Raw genomic sequence first — 21,658 nt, 5'->3', positions numbered from 1 at the left:
AAAACCAACACAGGTATAAAAAGAGGTTATTATTAAATAAAATTGTAAGGGAAATAATGATTCATGCAGTTTGAACCTGTTATAGGTCTTGAAGTCCATGCGCAGCTGAAAACCAAAACCAAAATTTTCTGCGGCTGCTCCACTGAATTTGGAAAACCCCCCAATGCCAATACCTGCCCGGTTTGTACGGGTATGCCAGGCGTTTTGCCTGTCCTGAACAGACAGGTGGTCACCTTTGCCATTAAAGCGGCTCTGGCCACCCATTGCAGGATCAATCAGGAAAGCCGGTTTGACAGAAAAAATTATTTTTACCCGGATCTTCCCAAAGGATATCAAATATCCCAGTTTGCACTTCCCATTGCCGAGCATGGATACCTTGAAATTGAAACTCAAACATCCGGCCAAAAAAAAATAGGCATCACCCGAATTCATATGGAAGAAGATGCGGGAAAACTCATCCATGATCCGGCCAGGGCCAGAAGCATGGTGGATTTAAACCGGACCGGGGTTCCCTTAATCGAGATTGTCAGCGAGCCCGACATACGGACGGCCCAGGAAGCAGGTGCCTATTTAAGAAAACTGCATTCCATATTAAAATACATTGATGTGTGTGACGGCAACATGGAACAAGGAAATTTCAGGTGTGACGCCAATATATCCTTAAGGCCGGCAGGACAAAAAGAATTTGGTACCAGGGCAGAACTTAAAAATCTCAACTCTTTTAAAAATGTTGAAAAAGCCATTTCCTATGAAATTGAGCGCCAGACCTATGTTTTAGAAGAAGGCGGCCAGGTAATCCAGGAGACAAGACTCTGGGATCCTGCCAAAAACAAAACAACCCCCATGCGCAGCAAAGAAGAAGCCCATGATTACCGGTATTTCCCTGATCCCGACCTTGTGCCGCTCATTGTGGATGATAAATGGATACAGGATGTTGAAAAAGACATACCTGAACTTCCCGATGAAAAGTGTTCAAGATTTGTTAAAGAGTATAAACTTGTGGGCTATGATGCCGGCGTTTTGACTTCATCCATTGAGCTTGCTGATTTTTTTGAAGAAACCGCCGGCCCCCTTAAAGACAAAAAACTGGCGGCCAACTGGATTATAACTACCTTTCTGGGCATGCTGAACAGCAAAGGGATAACCATCGGCAACTCCCCGGTTAAAGCACCGGCCTTTTCAAAACTCATCCAGATGATTGAGGATAAAAAAATCAATGCCAATGCGGCAAAAACCGTATTTGAAGAAATGGTTGAATCCTTGAAAGACCCGGAAAGTATTGTAAAGGAAAAAGGGCTTGAACAGGTGTCTGATTCATCTGAACTTGAAACACTGGTCCAGAATGTCATTGCTGAAAATCCGGATGAAGCAGCAGCATATAAAAACGGCAAAACCAGACTTTTCAGCTTTTTTATGGGCCAAATTATGAAAAAAAACCGAGGCAAGGCTGATCCGAAGATCGTCACACAATTGTTGAAAACCAAATTAAAATAAACGGAGTTTATAGTGAACAAGTTAAACAGGTTAAAAAACCAAATATCTTTATTGTTAATCATTTTCATACTTATTCCCATAAGTTCCGGTATGGCAGATACAAAAAACATGAAAACCATAGCCATTATCCCGTTTGAAACAAACTCACAAGAAGATATCTCATATATCACATCAGGCGTTTTAAACATGCTTCGGTCAAGACTGTCGTGGAAAGGCAATGTGGCTGTTGTTAAAACAGGTATAGTAACAAAAGAATTGTCCGGCATAACCGAATCTTCTGAAAGTGAAACCATCATTAAACTTGGGGGAAAAACAACTGCCGATTATGTGATCACGGGCATAGTAACCCAGTTTTCAGGTGCGTATAGTATTGATACAAAAGTTTACAACTTAAAAGAAAAATCCTTTCTGACCTTTTACGGGCAGTCGAAAACAATTGACAAGATTATCTCGCAAATCGATATTATTGCAGCCAAAATTAATAAAAAAATGTTTGATCGAACGACTGTTTCCTATGAAAAGTTTAAAAAAGAAAAGATCATCACTGAAGAGGACTTAAGGCGGATGAATCCAGAACGGATGATGCCGACCCGCCCCACAGGAGAAGATGAGGAAAAACCCTGGTGGAAAATATGGTGATCTGCCCTTTTTCATGTTTTTTTACTGAAAACACCCCAAAAAGGCATTTTATCATTGACACCTGCCCAAGTTTATGGTTTATCATGCAAAGCATTAATCTCTAAAGAAAGGGGGGATGCCTGGAAAATAAAGGTTCTTAACGTTTTTTTAAAGATCGTGCTCAATTTAACTTTTTTTTATTGTATTTAAAAGGAGTACAATAAAAAATTTAATTTAACTTTTTTTAAAAGGAAAAAAGATGAAAAAACTAGCATTAGTACTTGCGATAGCTCTTATCGCAGCATTTTATGTTACTCCGGTAATAGCATCCGACTTTTCTGCAGGCGGTACTTACCGTTTTGAAGCAGTCAGTAAAGACCCAGGAGAAGCAGAAAAATCCGATTATTTTGATCAAAGAATGAGAGTTGCGTTTAACTGGAAAGTGAATGACAATGTCAGCGCACAGATTCGTACTGACATTTCAGAAGCTGCATGGGGTGATGGTTACAGACCGGAACAAGGTACTGACACTCTCATGGTTGACCGTGCCTGGGTTAAAATCAACCAGGGCCCGCTGACATTGACTGTTGGTCAGCAATACGGCATGTTTGGACTTGAAGGAACTCTTTGGGGTGATCAGTTTCAGGGTATTCAGGCTGCGGTTGATTTGAAACCTTTTACCCTTACCCTTGTTTATGTCAAAGAATCTGAAGGCGGTACAGATGGTAACGTACTTACAGATGACGGCGCCAATGATGATACTGACACCTATGGCGTAAGCGTTGGTTATGCCGGTGACGCATTTTCAGGCGGGCTTTCCTTTGCAACCACAGTTAATGGAGCTGATGATACTGACTTGTCTGGTCTTGGTCTCCATTTTTCCATTCCAGTTGCTAACTTCGCCATAAACGGTGAGGCGAATACGTATTTCGGCGATGATGGTGCTGGGGCTGATTATGCAGGAACTCAATTCTGGGTTGCTTTAGACGGAAAATTTTCTGACTCATGGAGTGGTGGAGTAACCGCTATATGGGCTGATGATGTTGATGCCGGTGACACACAGGTTACAAATATAGTCGATGACGCTAACTTTGTAATGTTAGATTGGGCCGGTGCTTTAGGATATAATAATTCTCCTAATCCCTCCTGCGACATCTTTGATGTTTCCGGTAACGGCAAAGGCGTTATGGGTGTTGTTGGCGATATTAAGTTTGCAGCTAGTGACGCCTTGACTCTGTATGCAAAACTTGGATATGCAGAACCGAATGAATCTGACAATCTGGATTCTAAAATTTATGCTCTTGCTAACTTTGATTATGCCTGGATGCCTGCAGTAACTTTCTCTGGCGGTGTTGGGTATATTGTTCCTGATTATAATAGTGATGCCAATGATGATGCTCTTCTTACTCTTACTGTTCAGTTAGGCGTAAGTTTCTAAGTAAAATTATTTATAATTATATAAATACTGCTTAACACTAAATGGGGTTTGCTTTTAACAGCAAGCCCCATTTTTTTATTCACCAGGCAAAGCTTTGACGTCTGCTAAAACTTTCCCCCATGGTCGCATAAAACAAGAAACGGGCTATACGACAAGATGAAAATTATGGGAACAACTACAGTAAAAATGCTGTCCGGTATAATTCTGAGTTTTCTTGGGATGGCCTTGACTGGATGTACTTATTCCGAGATTGTCAGAAAAGACACACTCATTATACCCATGTACCAGACAAAGAGGGATACTCTTGAAAGGGTTATAGTCTATGGAATTTCTTTCGAGCATCTGAATACCATATTAAGGATAAAAAAATTCGGAATACAGCACTTGGACAAAACTACAACCAGGGTAATCCATGGACTTTCATATGCTTTAGAATATAATGAAATCAGCAGTTTTACAGCCATAAAACTAACAATGCTTTTAAAACGGTATCATTTTGACTCATTAATGCAATTCACAAAAAAGTATTCAACTGCCGAGTCTATTTTACCGGATACTGATTTTAAGGCTATACCCCAAAATATAGGTCAAGAATTGTTCTTTTTAGCCCAGGACAATCATCTTAATGATCCTGATTCCTCTATATGGCCAACTACTCGCAATCACTTTTAGTCAGCATAAAGCAGAGTGTGTATCGGGAATAAATTCAATCAAGATCATATGCAACTAATAAACTCTTTGAATCACGGGAAAACATATTATCGCTTTTCTTGATCATTGTAACAAGCAATTCATTTTTCAAATCATTATCATAATCACCAATATCAATGCTGGTAACAGGACCCGATAATTTTTTAGGCGCATTTTCAGATGTCAACCCCATTTCATTCCAGTTAAAAATTTCAATACTTCCTTTTTTAAATACCCGGGTGTTCTTGAAAAAATAATCAGAGGCTTCCTTGTTTTTTATGACAAACAACTCAGCTTTCCCATCGGAATTTCTATCATAAGTAATAGTTTTGGGTTGCAAAAAAGCATACTCCTTATCATATAACTCATCAGCAGTCTTCTGGGGGAACGTATAAAAAAGACTGCTGCCGCCATATCCTTTGTCGCTGGACCATTCGATACTGCCGGAATCATTAAAAACAACAAGCTGTCCCAGTTCGTCCGTGTACAGGTACATTGCGGTATCATTACTGACTGCTTTGCCGCTTGTCATGCTCAACACGGAAAACCCTTTTTCCGGTACCCTAAGACGGGTTCCCTGAACATATGAATTATTCTGCCACACGACTTTAAAGACATCATTTGAAAGCCATGGACCTTTTGTGGTGTGTGCCTGGGCAAACAGTTCCGAATTGCCTTTGGCATCTTTTATCACTCTTAAGTACCAGGGATATGTTGTTTTCCCTTTTACATATTTGCTGCCATTATATTCAATCACACAGGAGGCAACAGACTGGTGGTTGTTGTTGATCCGGGTAATAAAAATTTCTGAAAAACCATTTTGATTAATATCTGCCACGTCAACACCCACAATACGAGTGGATACTGAAGTGTCTTCAATTTTTTGGACCAGGCTGATCTTTCCGTTAAATGCATATTTAAAAATCTGTACGATTCTGTCCTGAACAACAACAATTTCATTTTTTTTATCACCGTCAAGGTCTCCTGTGGCAACCCCGTTCATAATTCCATCTACAGTAAGAAGGGCCTTAAATTTTTTAAGTGGACTTGCATAACTTTCCCCTTCCCTTGAATAAGTTCTTTGCAGGGCCTGTTGAGATTGAAACTCAAGTGTTTCCCTGCCAAACACTTTATAATTGATTTCTTCTGCAATCTTATCAAGTTCCGGTATAACAGCACCTGCTTCATTGCCCTGCCGGAAGAAGGTAAGTGACGGATTATCAGGTCTTATATCAACCATATTCACATCAAGACTCATGCTGTTTCCAAAAAGGGTCAGGCTCCCAAAAAGCACATAGTCTACATTCAGAAAATTGCCCAGTTCCTTTGCCTTTGATTCATTTACGCCCTTGATTATAGAAGAGAGATCGGCACTGCCAAGCTTATTTTCAAGATTTTCCCGGGTCAGCACCTCGACCTCGTCACCATAGGAGATCCTTGATGAAAACATGTCAAAAATACCCTTTTGCAAAAACATCAGATCCTGCTGGGTATTCATTACAAATGGAAGGACGGCCACTTTTTTTATCTCTTTGGAAAAACAGGGGTTGCCTGCTGTCACACCCCAGATTATCAAAACAACAGTGAAATATAACACTTTCCAAAAATTCTTTTTAGTTTTCAAAATCAAACTCCTTGTAATATAAATTTTTATTTATACCCCATCCCAGTTACTCACACAAGTCTTTTAAACAGCTTTTCTATTTGATTTTTGGTCCAAAAGACCATGATAGGGCGGCCATGGGGACAGTGACGGGGGTTTTCACATTGTTCAAGGTCAGCGAGCAATTTTTCCATTTCAATCTGGCCAAGATTCAGGTTTGCACGGATGGCCCCATGACAGGCCATCAAAATCAGACAGTTTTCAAGCCAGTCCTGTTTCGAAAATCCATGTTTTTTAACCAGGGCTGTTTCAAGGATTTCAAAAAGTATCGGCTTGATCTCTTTTTCATCAATGATGGCCGGTACCGCTTTTACAATAAAGGTGGTGTCTCCAAAGGGTTCAATGATCATGCCCATCGCTTTTAAATCATCCAGAATTTTGGACAGAAGATCTGCCTCCTTAAAATTTAATTCAAGGGTTTCCGGCACGGCCAGGTTCTGGGTTTGAACCTTAAGCGACTGATACCTTTGTTTCAGGTTTTCATAGACAATCCTTTCATGGGCGGCATGCTGATCTATCAATATCAACCCGCCTTCGGATTCTGCCAGGATATAGGTTCCCAGGATCTGGCCGATAATTTTAATCTGGCCAGAGGCATATTGGTGCGGCTGCAAAGCTTTTTGCTGCACTGCCTGTCTGTCAACAAAGTTTTTTTCATTTTCACCCGAAGCCATCGGCCAGTCCATGGAAGATTGTTCAACCTTATCCATTTGGTCCGGTTTAAAGGCTTCATCAAAAAAATTAAATTTTTCAATCATTTTTTTCTGAATCACATCAGAACCGATCTGTATTTTTGAATACGCCGCCATGTTCTGCTGCTCGCGGAATAATGCAGTTCCAATTGTTTCTGACACAGCCCGATATACCCGCCGGCCGTTAAAAAATTTGATCTCTCTTTTAGACGGATGAACATTAACATCCACCTGGTCAAACCCAATATCAATAAAAAAAACTCCCAGAGGAAATTTTCCCTTCATGATCCTGCCTCTATATCCCTGGAAAATCGCCGAGATAAGTCCCCGGTCATACACAAGCCTTTTGTTCACAAACAAAAAAATCTTTGACGAAGTGCTTCTTGTGACCAACGGGTTGGAACAATACCCGTGAATAGTGATAAACGCGTCTGAAAACTCAAATTTATACAATTTGTCGGCAACATCCCTTCCAAGAATGCCAACCGATCTTTGGAACAAATCATCCGATAATGAAAAACTTTTCTGCAGCTTATTATTTAAAAACAGCCTGAACTGGATATGAGAATTGCCAAGAGCCATGCCGTATATGACATCGGCAATATGGCTTGTTTCCGTGTTGTCGGATTTTAAAAATTTTTTCCTGGCCGGTGTGTTGAAAAAGAGATTTTTCACTTCCACCATGGTTCCCACCGGCGCTCCGGCATCAGAAACATCCCGTACTTTCCCTCCGATGATATCAATTTTTGTTCCGATATCAGACTCTTTTGTCCGGGTCACAAGACTGAATTTTGAAACCGATGCAATGGAAGGAAGGGCCTCTCCCCTGAATCCCATGGTTGAGATGGAAAAAAGGTCGTTTTTAGTAAATATCTTGCTTGTGGCATATCTCTCTATGGATAAGAGCGCATCATCTCTTGAGAGACCGATGCCGTTATCAGAAACCCGTATGAATGATTTTCCGCCTCTTACTGCCTCAATGGTAATACGGGTAGATCCGGCATCAATAGCGTTTTCAACCAGCTCTTTAACCACGGAGGATGGTCTTTGTACCACTTCACCTGCTGCAATCTGATTGGAAAGGATTTCAGGCAGGATTCTGATCGTCGTCATTTTTTACAAACCTTAATAGAAACTCAGAATCTTTCGGGCTTAAATCAAATTGGAAACCAGCATCATCCACCAGTTTGGGAAGATTTATATCAGGATTTTCCTTTCTCTTCTCTGATATCCATTTAACCGCCTTTTTTAATTGATCACCCTGGGGTTGTACAGTTGACATATCTCATCTCCTTTATATTTAAAGATCTGGAAACTTTTTATCCAGCCGGATGCTTTTTTCAAACCCATACCCTGCCCTTAAAAGAGCCATTTCATCAAACCGGTTTGCCATCATCTGAATCCCAATGGGAAGCCCTTTTGAAGAATATCCCGCAGGAACCGATATCCCGGGAACACCGGCCATATTGGCGGAAAGTGTGAAAATATCTGTTAAATACATGGTTAAGGGATCATCAATGTTCTCACCAATTTTAAACGCCGGGGCCGGCGCCACAGGAGACAGGATGAAATCGCAGGTTTTAAAGGCGTTTGAAAAATCCTCCATGATCAGTGTTCGAACCTGTGATGCCCGTCCATAATAGGCATCATAATAGCCGGCTGAGAGCGCATAGGTTCCAATAAGAATTCTTCTCTGGACTTCCGGGCCAAACCCTTTTGATTTGGTTTTTTTGTACATATCCATAAGATCATCAGATGTTTGATCCCTGAAACCGTATCTCACGCCATCAAATCTGGCAAGATTGGAACTGGCTTCACAGGGGGCGATAATATAATAGGCGGCTACCACATAATCCGTGTGCGGCAGAGAAACTTCTTTTATCTGAACACCCAGATCCTCAAGAATCTTTTTTGCCTGTTTAAACACTTTTTCAACGTCAGGATCAATTCCGTCAACTGACATGTATTCTTTTGGAATCCCTGCTGTCATTCCTTTTAAAGAGCCCTTTTCAAACTGATCAAAAGCGCGGGTAAAATCAGGTACATCAACCCTTGCACTGGTTGAATCCATTTTATCGTTTCCCGATATGATGTTCAGTAATAGTGCAGCATCCCTGACATCTTTTGTGATCGGTCCAATCTGATCAAGAGAAGATCCATATGACACCAGGCCGAACCTGGATACCCTGCCATAGGTGGGTTTAAGCCCCACAACCCCGCAATGGGACGCCGGCTGACGAATGGAGCCCCCCGTATCTGTTCCAAGGGCAGCACAGCAGAACTGTGCTGCCACAGCAGCAGCAGATCCCCCGCTGGAACCCCCGGGCACATATTCTTTGTTCCAGGGATTTGCTGTAATTTTATAAGCAGAATTTTCAGTGGAAGAGCCCATGGCAAACTCATCCATATTAGTTTTGCCAATAATGACAGCACCATTGTCCTTTAGCTTTGAAACAACGGTTCCATCGTATTGGGGTATAAAATTATCGAGAATCTTTGAGCCACAGGTAGTTTTCATTCCTCTGGTACAAAAGAGATCTTTTAAGGCAATGGGCACACCGGTCAAGGCTGATATGTTATTATCGGCAATATCCTGGTCCGCCTTTTTCGCCTGTTTTAGGGCCAGATCTTTGTTAATCGTTATAAAAGCACCGATTTTAGCATCATATTTTTCAATCCTCTCAAGTAATGCAGTTGTCAGCTCAAAAGAAGAAATTTGTTGCTCAGAAAGTAATTTCTGGGCGCCGGCTATGGTAAGTTCACAAAATTCCATTTAATATTATCCTTATTTCACAATTCTTGGAACAATATAAAAATCTTCATCTCTCTGTGGCGCATTGGCAAGTGTCACATTCGGGCCGGGTGATACCTTCAATTCATCCTCTCTCAATACATTATTCATAAAAGCAGCGTCTGAAAAAAGCTTGACACCCTCAACATCAACATCTTTTAATTTATCAATATATTGCAGGATATGGCTCAGCTGCTCTGCCATTTTCTCTTTTTGCGACGCACCAATCTCCAGCCGGGCAAGATGGGCAATCTTTGTGACTTCATCTGTTGATATCTTCATTTTTATCCCTTTTAATAATCATTGAGTTTATTCCGGCTTTATCCAACTTCTCTTTAAATTTTTTTGCCTCATCCCGGGTTGCAAAGGAACCGGTTCTGATCCTGTACCAGGTCACACCCTCTTTTTGCCCTTTTACCCTGTAGGATGAGAATCCTTTTTTTTCAAGTGTCGCCATTTTCGTAACAGCATCTTTAAAATTTTTATAGGCTGCGATTTGAATCGTGTATTCCCCTTGTTTTGCTTTTAAAGTTTCACTTGTTTTTGATGTTTCCCTGATTTTAATATCCGCCTTCACCTTGTTTGCAGCTTGTTTAAACGTCTGTTTTTTTCTGCTTGTCTTTAGCGGAATCGTATCCGGGGTAACAATTATTTCTTTTTTAGGAATAATTTCTAAAGGTTTCTTTTGGGAAGGCACACTTTCTTCAGGTACAGGATGATCAAGGACATCGTAAAATTTTAAATCAATTTTCTTTTGAATCCCTTTTTTTTCTCCAAATTCACTGGCAATGGTTTCAAGTCTTTTTTGAAATTTCTGTGTATCAAAATTCACAGGAGAAGATCCCCGCCCCACCATGATGCCCAGTAAAAACATCCAGCCGGCAATAAATATGTAAATTGAATATTTTAAAATCCCCTTAAAGGGTATCATTTTTACATTCTTTCAGGTGCTGTCACCCCAAGAAGCGTCAAGGCGTTTCGAATGACTTTTTTCACTCCCAGAACAAGGCTTAACCGGGCCAGCGTTAATTCTTTGTCATCTGTAATGACCTTGTGTTTATTATAATAGCTATGGAATGCAGATGCAAGACTCATCAGATATGTAAAAATCACATGAGGATGCAATGTTTGAGCGCTCTTTTCCACATTCTCTTTAAACGCATCCAATATTTTTATAAGATTAGTTTCTTCCGCTGCATTGAGTAAATAAAGATTTTTACCCTTATTAAAATCAATGTCTTGAATAATATTTTCCTGTTTTGCCTTTAAAAGGATACCGGTTATTCTTGCATGAACATATTGGACGTAATAGACGGGGTTGTTGGAATTTTTCTGTTTGGCAAGTTCCAGATCAAAATCAAGGCCGGAATCATAACTGCGGCTTAAAAACATAAATCTTGCAGCATCTTTGCCGACTTCATCAACAATATTTTTTAAGGTGACGAAATCACCCGCCCTTTTGGACATCTGAAAAGGCTTGCCCCGGCGAAGCAGGTTAACCAATTGGACCAATATGACTTCAAAATGTTCACTTTTCCGGCCCGAGGCAACAACAGATGCGTCAATTCTTTTAATATAGCCGTGGTGATCTGCTCCCCAGACATCAATGACCCTGTCAAATCCGCGTTCATATTTCTCCATATGATAGGCAATATCTGAGGCAAAATATGTTGTCAGACCATTATTTCTGACAACCACCCTGTTTTTCTCGTCACCAAAATCCTGTGACCTGAACCAGAGTGCGCCATCTTTTTCATAAATCAGATCTTTTGATTTAAAATCATCAATGGCTTTTTGAACCCTTCCTGCATCATACAGGCTTTGCTCACTGAACCATTGATCAAACGTAACGCCAAAATCTGACAGATCTTCTTTTATACCTTTAAGAATTTTCTTTGCTGCAAATTTTGCACAATGGGCAATGGCTTCGTCCTCATCTTTTTGAAAAAACCTGTCACCCTCTTTTTCATGAATCTCGCTGGCCAGATCCATGATATAATCGCCTTGATAACAGTCCTCAGGGAACTTGATTTCTTTCCCTGCCTTTTGCAGCAGTCTTATCCAGACAGAGGTACCAAGGGTTCTTATCTGACGACCCGAATCATTAATATAAAACTCTTTTTGAACATCAAACCCGGCAAAAGAAAGAATGTTACCCACAGAATCTCCTACAGCGGCACCCCTTCCATGCCCTACATGCAAAGGTCCTGTAGGATTGGCACTGACAAATTCCACCTGCACTTTTTCATTCTTCCCCATATCAGAGGCGCCATATCTTTTATCTTGCTCAAGAATCCGATCAAGCACTGGATACCATGCTTTATTTGAAAGAAAAAAGTTGATAAATCCAGGACCGGCTATCTCAACCTTTTCAATCAAACTTCCGATTTCACCAGAGGTTTCAGCCAAGGTCTCAATTGATGATATCAGACTTTCAGCAATTTTCCTTGGCGGCATTTTTTGAATGGCGGCTGAAATCATTGCAAAATTTGTAGAAAAATCTCCATGGGATTGATGCCGGGGTTCTTCTATCTCCATTTCAGGGACCTGATCTGACAGCAACGCACCATTTTCATAGGCTTTTTGAGCAGCATCAAGAACAATTCTTTTAATGGTATGCTTCATCATCAACTCTAATTTTCATGTTCAGAAGTATCTTCAGGGGTAAACTTAGGTGTGTCGTCTTTGGAATCTATTTCCTTAATCTCATCTTCATCAGTGGTCCCATCTTCCTCCAGTATTTTATCAATCTCTACATCTTCATCATCCAGCTGGAATTCTTCCTCTTTAGGAAAAGCTTCTACATCATCATATTCAATGACAACCTTTTTTTCTGCCTTATTTTTAAAAAATTCCATGGTATTCTCAAACAGCTTCTTACAAAGGTATGAAGCAGGGAAAAAACTTCGCCTTCTCAATAATCTGGAAAAAGCTTGAAAGCCTTCTTCAGAAGCCTTTGCCATCTTTTCAAGACTATACTCTTCTTCATGAAGCAGTATGACAACACCGGGATCCACTTCACTGAATTCCAAAATTGTGACTTTCCCGCTTTTAATATTTTTCTCAAATCTTATTTTCTGCCTCATTTATTATCTCCTGTTGATTCGGTTAATTTAAAATCCTTTAACTATAGCGCAACTATTTATTCTGTCAATAAGAAGCTCCCTTTCAAGGGAATATCTGCCTAACTAATTTTTTTATATTAAATCGTTAAAGGTAATGATCTGTATTTGTTTATGAACGGCAAGACGTTCAAGCAGGTATTCAAAAAAAATAAATGCCTGCTCATTCATCCGCATGTGATGGATCATAATACCACAAGCCGAAAATTGCATTCCTTTGGTAATTTCTTTGAAAAGCTGTTGCCATCCTTGTTCGGAGATTTTCTCTTTTCTGGTATGCAGATCCACATGAACTGGAAACTCTTCAAGGCCGTCAGGGGGATTCGGCATACTGCCATAACTTCTTGAAATCCCCTTGAATCCAATTTCTTTCAACACCTGCATTGTTTCTATACTACAGCGATTCCATGGTGGTGTGAAAATTGGTGTGAACTTTTCCCCCAAAATGGATTGAAGTCTCTCGCGCCCCCTTGAAATGTCGTTTAGAACCGCTGTTGTGGATCTGATAGAACCAAACTCCTGATTTTTCCCCTGAACTTCATAATTCATATGCCTGTATCCATGCATGTGCCAGCAAAAAAGATCTTGTCCTTTTTTGACAAAATCATCCATGGCTTCCCATCGTTTCCTGGTCAGCCAGGTGGGAACCACCGCCAGGCAAAGAGGGATTTCATATGTCAAAAAAAGTGCCGTCATCCTCGAATAATTCTTTGACGGTGCCCCGATATCATCTGCTCTGAAAAAAAACTTCGGGCTATCATTTAAGGCCAACCCGTCTTCAATACAAGCTGCAAAGGACTGTTTGACCCTGGGCGTTAAAACTGTGTTTGATGATTGGTAAATGCTTGATATCACCTTTTTATATACCCCCTATCCATTTTGCAGTATTAAAGGCGCCCTGAATATTCAGCCCGCTTTTTAAATTTTTCTTCTGCATTCCAAGACAATTTTCTAAAATTGAAGTGAATGCGGGAATCATCAAATCCTTGTCCTCCAGAATCGTCATGGGGACAAATTGTGCTATTTTTTCAGCCCGGATACGTTGTTCCCTGTTCTGATCAAAGGGCCAGACAACTGCTGATACATTGGCAGCAATAATATTCATACAGGTATTGTATCCTGCCATACTGACACAAAGATCTGCCGCACTCAAAAGGGAAACAAAATCATTGGTAAATTCCTCAATTTTAATCCTGCTGCCGGAAAAAGAATGGAGTTCCACCTTATCTTCCTCAGCCATGTATGGCCCTGTATACACGTTTAGCATGATATTTTCATTTTCAGACAATTGCTGATATGCTTGGATGACTGCTTTTAGCAGTGGTGCCCCAACATTCCCGCCGCCTGCGCTTGCAATGATGAGAGTTCCGTTCTTATTCAATCCTGCATTCTGTCTGAAGGCTTGGGCTTTTTCCAGGTCCGGAACAGGTGTGACAAATCCGGTATAGACAATAGGAATATTAATTTTCTCCAACCTTGAAAAAGTTGAATCAAGCCGTATCAATTTTGGATCAGAATGGACAAGGACAGCATCAAAATATTGGTTTAAGGTATCTATCACACGCCTTTCATACTTGGCTGTATCTTTTTTTTCAACCAGGATATCTCTCAAACTGCAAATCACTTTACATTTCATCTGAGGATTCTGAACAATAAAGTCAAGCACAGGGATAAGTTCAAACCTGAACGCTCTTCTACCAAAGGGATAAAGTTCTATGAAAAAAAAATCCGGCTGTTCTTTTTTTATTAAATCCAATAGCAGTTTTTGACGTGCAAGCTTGACATCCTCCAGTTCTTTTTGTGGATTTACACTGTAAAGACCGTTAAAACTGCTATCCATCATGAGTCCGGGAAGGCTGACATGCCTTATATGCCTGGGAAATATCACATCAATATTTCCACCGCCGGTGACAAGAATCACCTGACAGGAATTCATGGCCCTGGCAATTTCCAGTGTCCTGAAAAAATGTCCTACCCCCAAAACATGCTGACAATAGATTACAATTTTCATTATTGAAGCCTGGTGTGGTTTAATTTTTCTATCATCAATTTTTTATTCCATACCAGCACATGGAGATAATACGCCATCATCACTTTTTCTTCATCCGGCAAAAATGCTCTATTCATCAAATGATACAAAATAGATTTCATTACACTATTGTGGGTAACAACAAGAACATGCCTTTCAGCAAAGCTATCAGCTGCTTTTCTTATTGCCTTTAAGGCTCGGTTCAATACATTTTTTCTATCCTCTCCATGGGGCGGACAAAAACCCCATCCCCTTGATTCCTGCATTTCTATAATTCCGGGCTCATTTTTTCTGATATCAGTAATTCTTTTCCCTTCCCAACATCCAAAATCCTGTTCCCTTAAATTGATATCAAATGCGATATCAACACCCATTTTTTCAGAAATAATCTCAGATGTCTGCCGGGCACGAATCATGGGGCTAGACAATATCAGACTGAATTTTTCAAATTTCAGAATGTCACCCCAGCGCGCAGCCTCATCTATTCCCTGCCCGCATAATGCAATGTCTTCTCTGCCCTGAATTTTTTTTTCCAGGTTCCATCGGGTCCTTGCATGCCGTATGATACCAAATCTTACCATTTAAGCGATCACCTGATACAAGATCTGCTCAAACCTGCCATAATTGAGATCAATATCGTGATGTTTTCTGACATGGCCTGCGGCATTTTCTCCCATTCGCCTTAAGAGGGTATCATTGGTTAACAGGCTTTTCAAAGTTTCACAAAAGCCCTTACAATCATACATGGGAACAAGGAACCCAGTTTTTTGATCATCAATGACCTCAGGAATGCCTCCATTTTTAAATGCAACACTCGGAAGCGAACAGGATTGCGCTTCTAAATAAACCATTCCCAAAGATTCTCTTATCCCGGGAAATGCAAACACATCACCCGAACTGTAAAATTCAAACATCTCTTGGGGTTCAATTTTCCCCACAAATGTATGACGGCCCGGCAGATATCTCTGTGCAATTTCTTTCAATTCATTTTCCATTTCCCCGCTTCCGGCAATCACAAGATGAAATCTTACGTTTAATTTAATAAGGTTGGCACAGCATTTTATCAGCCAGGAAAGCCCTTTAGTTTTCACATCATCCCTGAACATGGCAGCTGTCAAAATAACCGGGCAGGTTTCCACACCCCATTGTTTTCTTAATTTTTTCCCTGATGGTTCATCTTTTTCAAATTCATCCGGTTTAATACCCGGTTTAATATAGGTCAAGTGCTCTTTGGGAATAATGCGTTTTAAATTTTTTAAATCATTGATTTTATTAGTAAATATGTGATCGGCCGCCAGCAAAGCAATCCGATTCAAAAAAAAACCAAATATTGTTTTAAAACGCCGCTTCCTTTTTGTGGAATATATTCCCTGAAAGATAACATATTTGATTTTCAAAATCTTACAAATAAATGGTCCAAGAAGGTCAGGTGCTTTATAATAGGTGTGATAGGTCAGCCATGCATCCGGAGGATTTGCGACCAGATTTTTCAAACAACGAATAAAATGAAAACTCAGTAAGAGCCAGAGCCATGGCTTGAAATAAATCCACCTGGCTCTCAGATCGCTTTGAATTTCAATGGTATGCCCCTGTTCCTCAAGATACCTTACAAGACCCCTGGCAATGGCAAGATCTCCGGACGGATTCTTATGGCCAAGCGGTTTGAATGGTGCATAAAAGGCTATTCTCATAACGGCCACTTTTTAGTTTTTCAACTTGATGTTGCCTGATTCCAGACCTGTTATCATTTTACTATAGATTCCGGCAAGATCCATTATCAGTTTTTTATTGTTAAACTCTTTTGTTATTCTTTTTTTTGCTTCCCGGGTGACCTGTTGTCTTAAATTGTTATCTGTTAACAGTGTTTCCATGGCATCGGCAAGCGCCATGGGATCTTTTTGCGCTACCATCAGTCCGGTCACGCGATCTTCAAGAAACTCCGGGATTCCGGAAATATTTGTTGCGACAACCGGCAGGTTCATTGCCATACTTTCTGCCATGACATTAGGGATACCATCCCTGTCTCCATTGTCTGCTATCTTACATCCCAGCACAAAAAGGTCTGACGATGCATAATGGTCTATCACCTGTTCATGGGTTAACGTACCGCAAAGCTCGGTTAACTTTTCCAGTTTCAGTCTTTTAATCAACTCGACAATTTTTGCTTGATCATCTCCTTCCCCGATCAGGGTGTGTTTGAATTTAATGCCCTTATCCCGCATGACAGCCAATGCTTGATACACATCTTCCAGACCTTTTTTCTCTGTCATTCTTGCGACGGTAATGATTTGGTAGGGTGGCCTGCACCCTGTTTTACGCTCTTTTGAAGAAAAGTAATCCAAATTGATACCATGATATACACAAAAAACAGGGGTTTGAGTGTTGTCTGCCAGTTCTGACAAATATGCTTTATTATATTTTGTACATGTCACAACAAATCGTGCCATATCAATTTTTTCTTTAAGCTGCCTTTTATCCGAAGTGTAAATATCCTTTGCATGGGCAAAAAAACTGAACGGAACATCGCTCAGCAAGCTTGAAAACAATGCCACAGATGTGGGCGAATGGGCAAAATGAGCCTGAAAATGCACGATATCTTTCTTTGGTAAAATCTTATGCACAAGGTATCCTGCCTGGAGCAAATGCTTGAGGGTTGCTGTTTTTCTTGTCCGCATCCACCGAACAACTGCTTTTTTTACCGCTTTAAAATAGATTCCGGGCTTTTTTACAGCCAGCAAAACATTATGAAAGCAAAGGGGAAACAAATTACCCCATATGGTACTGGGCAGATAGTCGACACCCGCTTGAATATTTTTTACACTTGCATGTGTAAAAGGCTCGCGCGGGTGGCGCATGGATATGATATGAATCTTAAACCCTAAGGATTCTAAAAGCAGTATTTCGTTTGAAATAAATGTTTCTGATATTCTAGGATAGCCTTTCAAAACCATACATAGTGTCGGGGCTGTCATTTTTTCCATTTTTCCCATTCCAAAATTTCGATATGCGCTCACAAATATTTACAATTCCAGTCATTTCAAAATTATCCATGGCTTTTGTGAAAGACGCTCTATTTTCCAGCATATTAAGTATTTTATTCTCTAAGTTATTTTCATTAAAAAGAGCCCAGGGGATAAACTCAATCAGACCTTCGCGATGAAAGGCCTGGGCTCTTATATACTGCTCCTTTCGTGGCGTCTCCCTTGGAATGATCAACGACATGGTTTTGGAAAAAAGAGCCTCGCATATAGTGTTATATCCCCCCATGCACACGACAATATCTGATGCGGCAATCAAGGTTTCCATGTCTGAAAAAAAACCATAGGATTGGATACCAAGTTCATTGGCACGTTCCAATATAAGGTTCTTGTCATCTCGGGATAAAAAGGGCCCTGTGACCAGAACACTTTGGAAAGCCGGCAGAATGGATTGTGCTTTCATTTTTTCAAGCATTGTCAAATAATTATCCAGCACATAGAATCCATCTCCACCACCTCCCGTTGTAACCGTTATCAGATTCTCATTTTTCATTACATTCAATTGTAATCTGAGATCATCGGCAAGACTTTCTGAAGGAACCTTTCTTGGAATATAACCGGTAAAATGCAGTTTTTTACTGATGGATGGCGGGATATCATATTCCTGGATAGGATTATAAATATTTTTTTGTCCATACACCCAGACTTCACTGTAAAAATCTTCAATAGTTGAATAAATATTTTTTTTATTCCAGTCTGCTTTAACGGTTTCGGAATCATCCATAATATCCCTTAACCCAAGAATAGTTTTTGTGTTTTGTAAATTTTCTTTGATCCATTCCAGTGCAGGCAGGACTTCTTTTTTTAATCCCTGGGGCTCTTTATCCACGATAAACAGGTCCGGCAAGAAGGTTTTCACCGTAGCTATAATAATGCTTTGTCTTATTTCCATTGCCTGCAGGGGATCGATTCTGATAGTAAGCGGAAAATATTCATCATTTGCTTTTTTGATCATGCCCGGAACCCTGACATAGTCAACATATTTGGGAAATGTCAATCTTCCGGCAATGGGAGAACCCGTGAGTATCAGTATGTTGGTATTTGATTGTCGCAATTGTTCGGCAATTGCCATGGTTCTTCTGATGTGCCCGAGCCCATAAGTATCATGGGAATACATCAGGATATTAAAGGTGGGAAATTTATCCATCAGGTTTAAAATTTCACTCCTTTTGAATAAGCTTTCAAAAAATGCTTCATAATCAACTCAACCGTTTCCTTATTGATATGAAAATTCTCTTTCCCTTTTTCAAAGCAGGTTTTATTCATCATCATGGTAAAGCTGGTAGCAATTTCATAGCTGGGAAAATAAAACACATCATTGTGCCGGCATACAAACTCATCTGCAACCGCTCTTAACGTTGACTTTGAATTGCAATTTGCGCTGATGACATCCATATCTTCCCTGAAGGTCGCCCAAAGATGGACAGGGGATATCGTAATGATGAGTTTACAGTCTTTATTATTATTTTTTACAATCTTATAAATTTTTTCAAGGTTATCAAGATTTTCTGAATATCTGCTGACCTTAAATTCATAGTCATCCAAACTGCCCCCCTCATTAAAATAAGGTCCTGACGGCAAACAGATAACGCTCCCATCGGATTTGTCCTTCCAGATTTCAGTTAACCCCAGAGTCAAAATCAGCACTTTGGCCCTCTTTATGGCTCGTTGGGAACACTCAATGTGGGATTTAAAATCTTTTTGGGCCTCATCTATTGAATCATAAAGAATAATTCTCCGATACGGATCTTGAACCTGCTTTGTTTTGGGAGAAATCCACCACCTTGTCTTAGGCCTGAAGGACTCAAAAGTATACTCAAAAATCTGTCTCATGGAAAACGTATTATAGGTTCTCTCCCATGCAGCGCTGGCATGAACCGATGCAGGATGGTCGGTTTCCTCCTGGATATAATCATACCCCTGGCGGATCAAAACTTTTCTGATTTCTCTTGCAAAGCAGGACCCCATGGATGCAACCGGTGTGGTTTTATCAATAAAGAGCCCTGAACTCTTTTTATGGGGATATTGTCCGGGGATAAACTTATTGTCGTATGACCCCGGCCAGACCTGCCAGGATTCAAACCTGTGTATCGGATGCATTTCAGAAATGGCCATGATTTATCCTAAAAATAATTACAACAGAAATTAAACACGATACTCTTTATTCGCCTTGAGGCTACTTGTAACGAAACATAGGAATCAAGTCAAGAAAATGGAAAAAATAATGGCAGCTATTCTCTTTTATTGAAGTTTTATTGGAAGCGACGATCGATTAAAATCAATTGTTTTTTGATTGTTTTCCGGTATTGATTGCATTTCATTCGGCAATAGGTATTTGTTTTTGATTTTTCCAAAACCTCTCTAAAATACGGGCCTTGTATGATATCTTTGAAGGATCTGGTTTTATAATTAATCTCGTCATGATATTTTTCTATCAAAGGCAGAATAAAATCAAACAACTTATTGTGCTCTGTGATATGCATGCAATGAGAATAGCAGCATGGATGAACCGCTCCATCAGCAGCGATATAGACAGATCCGTTTGCAAAGGGTTTACATACTGCAACGGCTTTAGAAGATGCTGTTTTTTCATCATAAAATTGAAAAATATCTCTTTTTATCTGAAATTCAAATTTCGTAGACTTTTTAAGCTGCTCGTTATAATCTCTGGAGGGGACAACAAAAAATCTTTTGCAGCCGATCTGCCTGGCCTTTTGTTCTGCCTCATCTACCTGGTGCTCATTGTGGGAAAACAAGATAAATTTCCAGTGTGCAACACCACCTGCACTCGTAAATGCCTTAATATTTTTAATAATCTTATGATAATCGGTCCCAATCCTGTGGATGGCGTGGGTGTCAACGAGGCCGTCCACTGAAAACTCCATACTTCCGTCCTTAAAAAATGGTCCCAGCTCTCTCCACCATTTTTCATCTTGAACCGATCCATTGGTCTCCCCGCCTAAAACAACATTTTGGTTCAACTCCTTTATGTAACCTGCAATTTTTACCATATCCCTGTTGGTGGACAAATCACCAAAATTCCCGGCAAAAGTGATCCATTTTAGTTGCCGGATAAGGGTCCTGGGCAATTTTCTAAAATCCTGAAATGTGATGAAATGATTCCCATATGGACGAACTTTTTGATCCCGGCTGCAAAACGGACATTTACCAATACATTTGGATGAAATTTCAATATTGAGCGCTTTGATATCTGTAAGGTTGAGCATAACCGTCCTGATGTTTAGAGTTTTTGCTCTTCTATCCAAATCTCAGAATAAAGTCAAGGTGTTGACAAGCATACAGTTAAAAAGGATAAAAAGTTGGTATTTCTTGACTTATCGCCTAAATTTACTTACCAATATTATATCTTGAAACAAATTGGACTATTTATTTTAATTGATGCAGCCAGAAACGAAACTAAAAAAAAACCTGCCCAAAAAACAGGTTGTTCTGCCGTTTTTAAAATCTGTTGAAATTGCTGTTAAAAGCATCAAATCAAGATTTTTTCGGTCTCTGATAACAACAATAAGTCTGATTTTAGCCATTTCATTTTACAGCTATATCAAAACCAATTCCTATATTATCTCCGGGATTGTTTTTTCTGAAAACAAAATTGCCATACAGACACTGTCACAAGGAGGATATGAAATCCCAGCCACAGGAGAACAATACAACACAACACCAAAGGAACGCTGGATTCTGTTCTTATCTTTGCTTGTCTGCGTTGTCGGCATTGTAAATACCCAGTTGATGGCTGTTGCGGACAGATTCAGAGAGATCGGCACCATGAAATGCTTAGGTGCCCTGGACAGATTTATCTTAAAACTTTTTTTAATTGAAGCCTTTTTGCAGGGATTCATCGGCGCTGCTATAGGCGCCTTGACAGGAGCCGGCATTGCCTTGTGCGGATCTTTAATAAAATTTGGTACATTGGCAATTACTTATGTATCCTTTAATGGTATTTTTATATCCATTGCATCCTCTATTTTACTGGGATGCTTTTTAAGTCTTTTAGGGGTGTTGTACCCGGCACTGCTGGCGGCAAGAATGCAACCGATTGAAGCCATGAGAGGAAGGGACTGA

Annotated in this window: 21 protein-coding genes; 5 read left to right on the top strand and 16 right to left on the bottom strand. The window is 40.1% G+C overall.

The window, feature by feature from the left end; translation table 11 throughout:
* The first annotated feature begins 63 nt into the window (after positions 1 to 63).
* The 4 genes from gatB to HGJ91_RS04880 all read left to right on the top strand — a co-directional run bounded on the left by gatB (position 64) and on the right by HGJ91_RS04880 (position 4,222).
* The gene (gatB, locus tag HGJ91_RS04895; protein ID WP_291346584.1) at positions 64 to 1,494 is read left to right on the top strand and encodes an Asp-tRNA(Asn)/Glu-tRNA(Gln) amidotransferase subunit GatB; all 1,431 of its coding nucleotides are present in this window, start codon (positions 64 to 66) and stop codon (positions 1,492 to 1,494) included.
* Positions 1,495 to 1,584: 90 nt separating this feature from the next.
* A complete protein-coding gene (locus HGJ91_RS04890; RefSeq protein ID WP_291346583.1) occupies positions 1,585 to 2,133 on the top strand; it encodes a hypothetical protein in 549 nt (182 codons plus the stop codon).
* A gap of 238 nt (positions 2,134 to 2,371) precedes the next feature.
* The gene (locus HGJ91_RS04885) at positions 2,372 to 3,550 is read left to right on the top strand and encodes a porin (protein WP_291346582.1); all 1,179 of its coding nucleotides are present in this window, start codon (positions 2,372 to 2,374) and stop codon (positions 3,548 to 3,550) included.
* 165 nt (positions 3,551 to 3,715) lie between these two features.
* Complete coding sequence (locus HGJ91_RS04880) at positions 3,716 to 4,222, top strand: hypothetical protein (RefSeq protein ID WP_291346581.1); 507 nt, start codon at positions 3,716 to 3,718, stop codon at positions 4,220 to 4,222.
* 34 nt (positions 4,223 to 4,256) lie between these two features.
* On the opposite strand, the gene HGJ91_RS04875 is transcribed toward HGJ91_RS04880, so the two are convergent.
* The 16 genes from HGJ91_RS04875 to HGJ91_RS04800 form a co-directional block, all read right to left on the bottom strand.
* Positions 4,257 to 5,864: an FG-GAP-like repeat-containing protein gene (locus HGJ91_RS04875; RefSeq protein WP_291346580.1), complete on the bottom strand. Its 1,608-nt coding sequence runs from the start codon at positions 5,862 to 5,864 to the stop codon at positions 4,257 to 4,259.
* 50 nt (positions 5,865 to 5,914) lie between these two features.
* Positions 5,915 to 7,708 carry a DNA mismatch repair endonuclease MutL gene (gene mutL / locus HGJ91_RS04870; protein ID WP_291346579.1) on the bottom strand — a complete coding sequence of 598 codons (1,794 nt, stop codon included), beginning with the start codon at positions 7,706 to 7,708 and terminating at the stop codon, positions 5,915 to 5,917.
* Positions 7,683 to 7,877: a hypothetical protein gene (locus HGJ91_RS04865; RefSeq protein WP_291346578.1), complete on the bottom strand. Its 195-nt coding sequence runs from the start codon at positions 7,875 to 7,877 to the stop codon at positions 7,683 to 7,685. Before HGJ91_RS04865 ends, mutL begins: the two co-directional genes overlap by 26 nt.
* 18 nt (positions 7,878 to 7,895) lie before the next feature.
* Positions 7,896 to 9,368: an Asp-tRNA(Asn)/Glu-tRNA(Gln) amidotransferase subunit GatA gene (gatA, locus tag HGJ91_RS04860; RefSeq protein ID WP_291346577.1), complete on the bottom strand. Its 1,473-nt coding sequence runs from the start codon at positions 9,366 to 9,368 to the stop codon at positions 7,896 to 7,898.
* Between the two features lie 12 nt (positions 9,369 to 9,380).
* Positions 9,381 to 9,668, bottom strand: coding sequence for an Asp-tRNA(Asn)/Glu-tRNA(Gln) amidotransferase subunit GatC (gatC, locus tag HGJ91_RS04855; protein ID WP_291346576.1), 288 nt, complete (start codon positions 9,666 to 9,668; stop codon positions 9,381 to 9,383).
* Positions 9,649 to 10,317, bottom strand: a complete 669-nt coding sequence (locus HGJ91_RS04850) for an SPOR domain-containing protein (protein ID WP_291346575.1) — start codon at positions 10,315 to 10,317, stop codon at positions 9,649 to 9,651. Before HGJ91_RS04850 ends, gatC begins: the two co-directional genes overlap by 20 nt.
* 2 nt (positions 10,318 to 10,319) lie before the next feature.
* Positions 10,320 to 12,011, bottom strand: coding sequence for an arginine--tRNA ligase (gene argS, locus HGJ91_RS04845; protein WP_291346574.1), 1,692 nt, complete (start codon positions 12,009 to 12,011; stop codon positions 10,320 to 10,322).
* A gap of 8 nt (positions 12,012 to 12,019) precedes the next feature.
* Complete coding sequence (locus HGJ91_RS04840; RefSeq protein WP_291346573.1) at positions 12,020 to 12,472, bottom strand: hypothetical protein; 453 nt, start codon at positions 12,470 to 12,472, stop codon at positions 12,020 to 12,022.
* A gap of 111 nt (positions 12,473 to 12,583) precedes the next feature.
* Positions 12,584 to 13,363 (bottom strand): polysaccharide deacetylase family protein, encoded by a 780-nt coding sequence (locus HGJ91_RS04835; protein WP_291346572.1) that lies wholly within the window; start codon positions 13,361 to 13,363, stop codon positions 12,584 to 12,586.
* A 4-nt stretch (positions 13,364 to 13,367) separates the two neighbouring features.
* Positions 13,368 to 14,519, bottom strand: a complete 1,152-nt coding sequence (locus tag HGJ91_RS04830) for a glycosyltransferase (RefSeq protein ID WP_291346571.1) — start codon at positions 14,517 to 14,519, stop codon at positions 13,368 to 13,370.
* Entirely contained in the window at positions 14,519 to 15,118 is a 600-nt protein-coding gene (locus tag HGJ91_RS04825) for a histidine phosphatase family protein (RefSeq protein WP_291346570.1), read from the bottom strand. Before HGJ91_RS04825 ends, HGJ91_RS04830 begins: the two co-directional genes overlap by 1 nt.
* Positions 15,119 to 16,228 carry a glycosyltransferase family 4 protein gene (locus HGJ91_RS04820; protein WP_291346569.1) on the bottom strand — a complete coding sequence of 370 codons (1,110 nt, stop codon included), beginning with the start codon at positions 16,226 to 16,228 and terminating at the stop codon, positions 15,119 to 15,121. It abuts the gene before it with no gap.
* A gap of 12 nt (positions 16,229 to 16,240) precedes the next feature.
* Positions 16,241 to 17,518 carry a glycosyltransferase family 4 protein gene (locus HGJ91_RS04815; RefSeq protein ID WP_291346568.1) on the bottom strand — a complete coding sequence of 426 codons (1,278 nt, stop codon included), beginning with the start codon at positions 17,516 to 17,518 and terminating at the stop codon, positions 16,241 to 16,243.
* Entirely contained in the window at positions 17,466 to 18,722 is a 1,257-nt protein-coding gene (locus HGJ91_RS04810; protein ID WP_291346567.1) for a glycosyltransferase, read from the bottom strand. The genes HGJ91_RS04815 and HGJ91_RS04810 overlap by 53 nt, the downstream gene beginning before the upstream one ends.
* Positions 18,723 to 18,727: 5 nt before the next feature.
* Positions 18,728 to 19,690: a GSCFA domain-containing protein gene (locus tag HGJ91_RS04805; protein WP_291346566.1), complete on the bottom strand. Its 963-nt coding sequence runs from the start codon at positions 19,688 to 19,690 to the stop codon at positions 18,728 to 18,730.
* Positions 19,691 to 19,827: 137 nt separating this feature from the next.
* Positions 19,828 to 20,802, bottom strand: coding sequence for a radical SAM protein (locus HGJ91_RS04800; protein WP_291346565.1), 975 nt, complete (start codon positions 20,800 to 20,802; stop codon positions 19,828 to 19,830).
* A gap of 172 nt (positions 20,803 to 20,974) precedes the next feature.
* Here HGJ91_RS04800 and HGJ91_RS04795 point away from each other — a divergent pair, with 172 nt between their 5' ends.
* Positions 20,975 to 21,658 carry an FtsX-like permease family protein gene (locus HGJ91_RS04795; protein ID WP_291346564.1) on the top strand — a complete coding sequence of 228 codons (684 nt, stop codon included), beginning with the start codon at positions 20,975 to 20,977 and terminating at the stop codon, positions 21,656 to 21,658.

It is taken from the genome of Desulfobacula sp. (assembly GCF_014237455.1).
Lineage (GTDB): Bacteria > Desulfobacterota > Desulfobacteria > Desulfobacterales > Desulfobacteraceae > Desulfobacula.
This window is presented reverse-complemented; position numbering and strand designations above follow the sequence as displayed.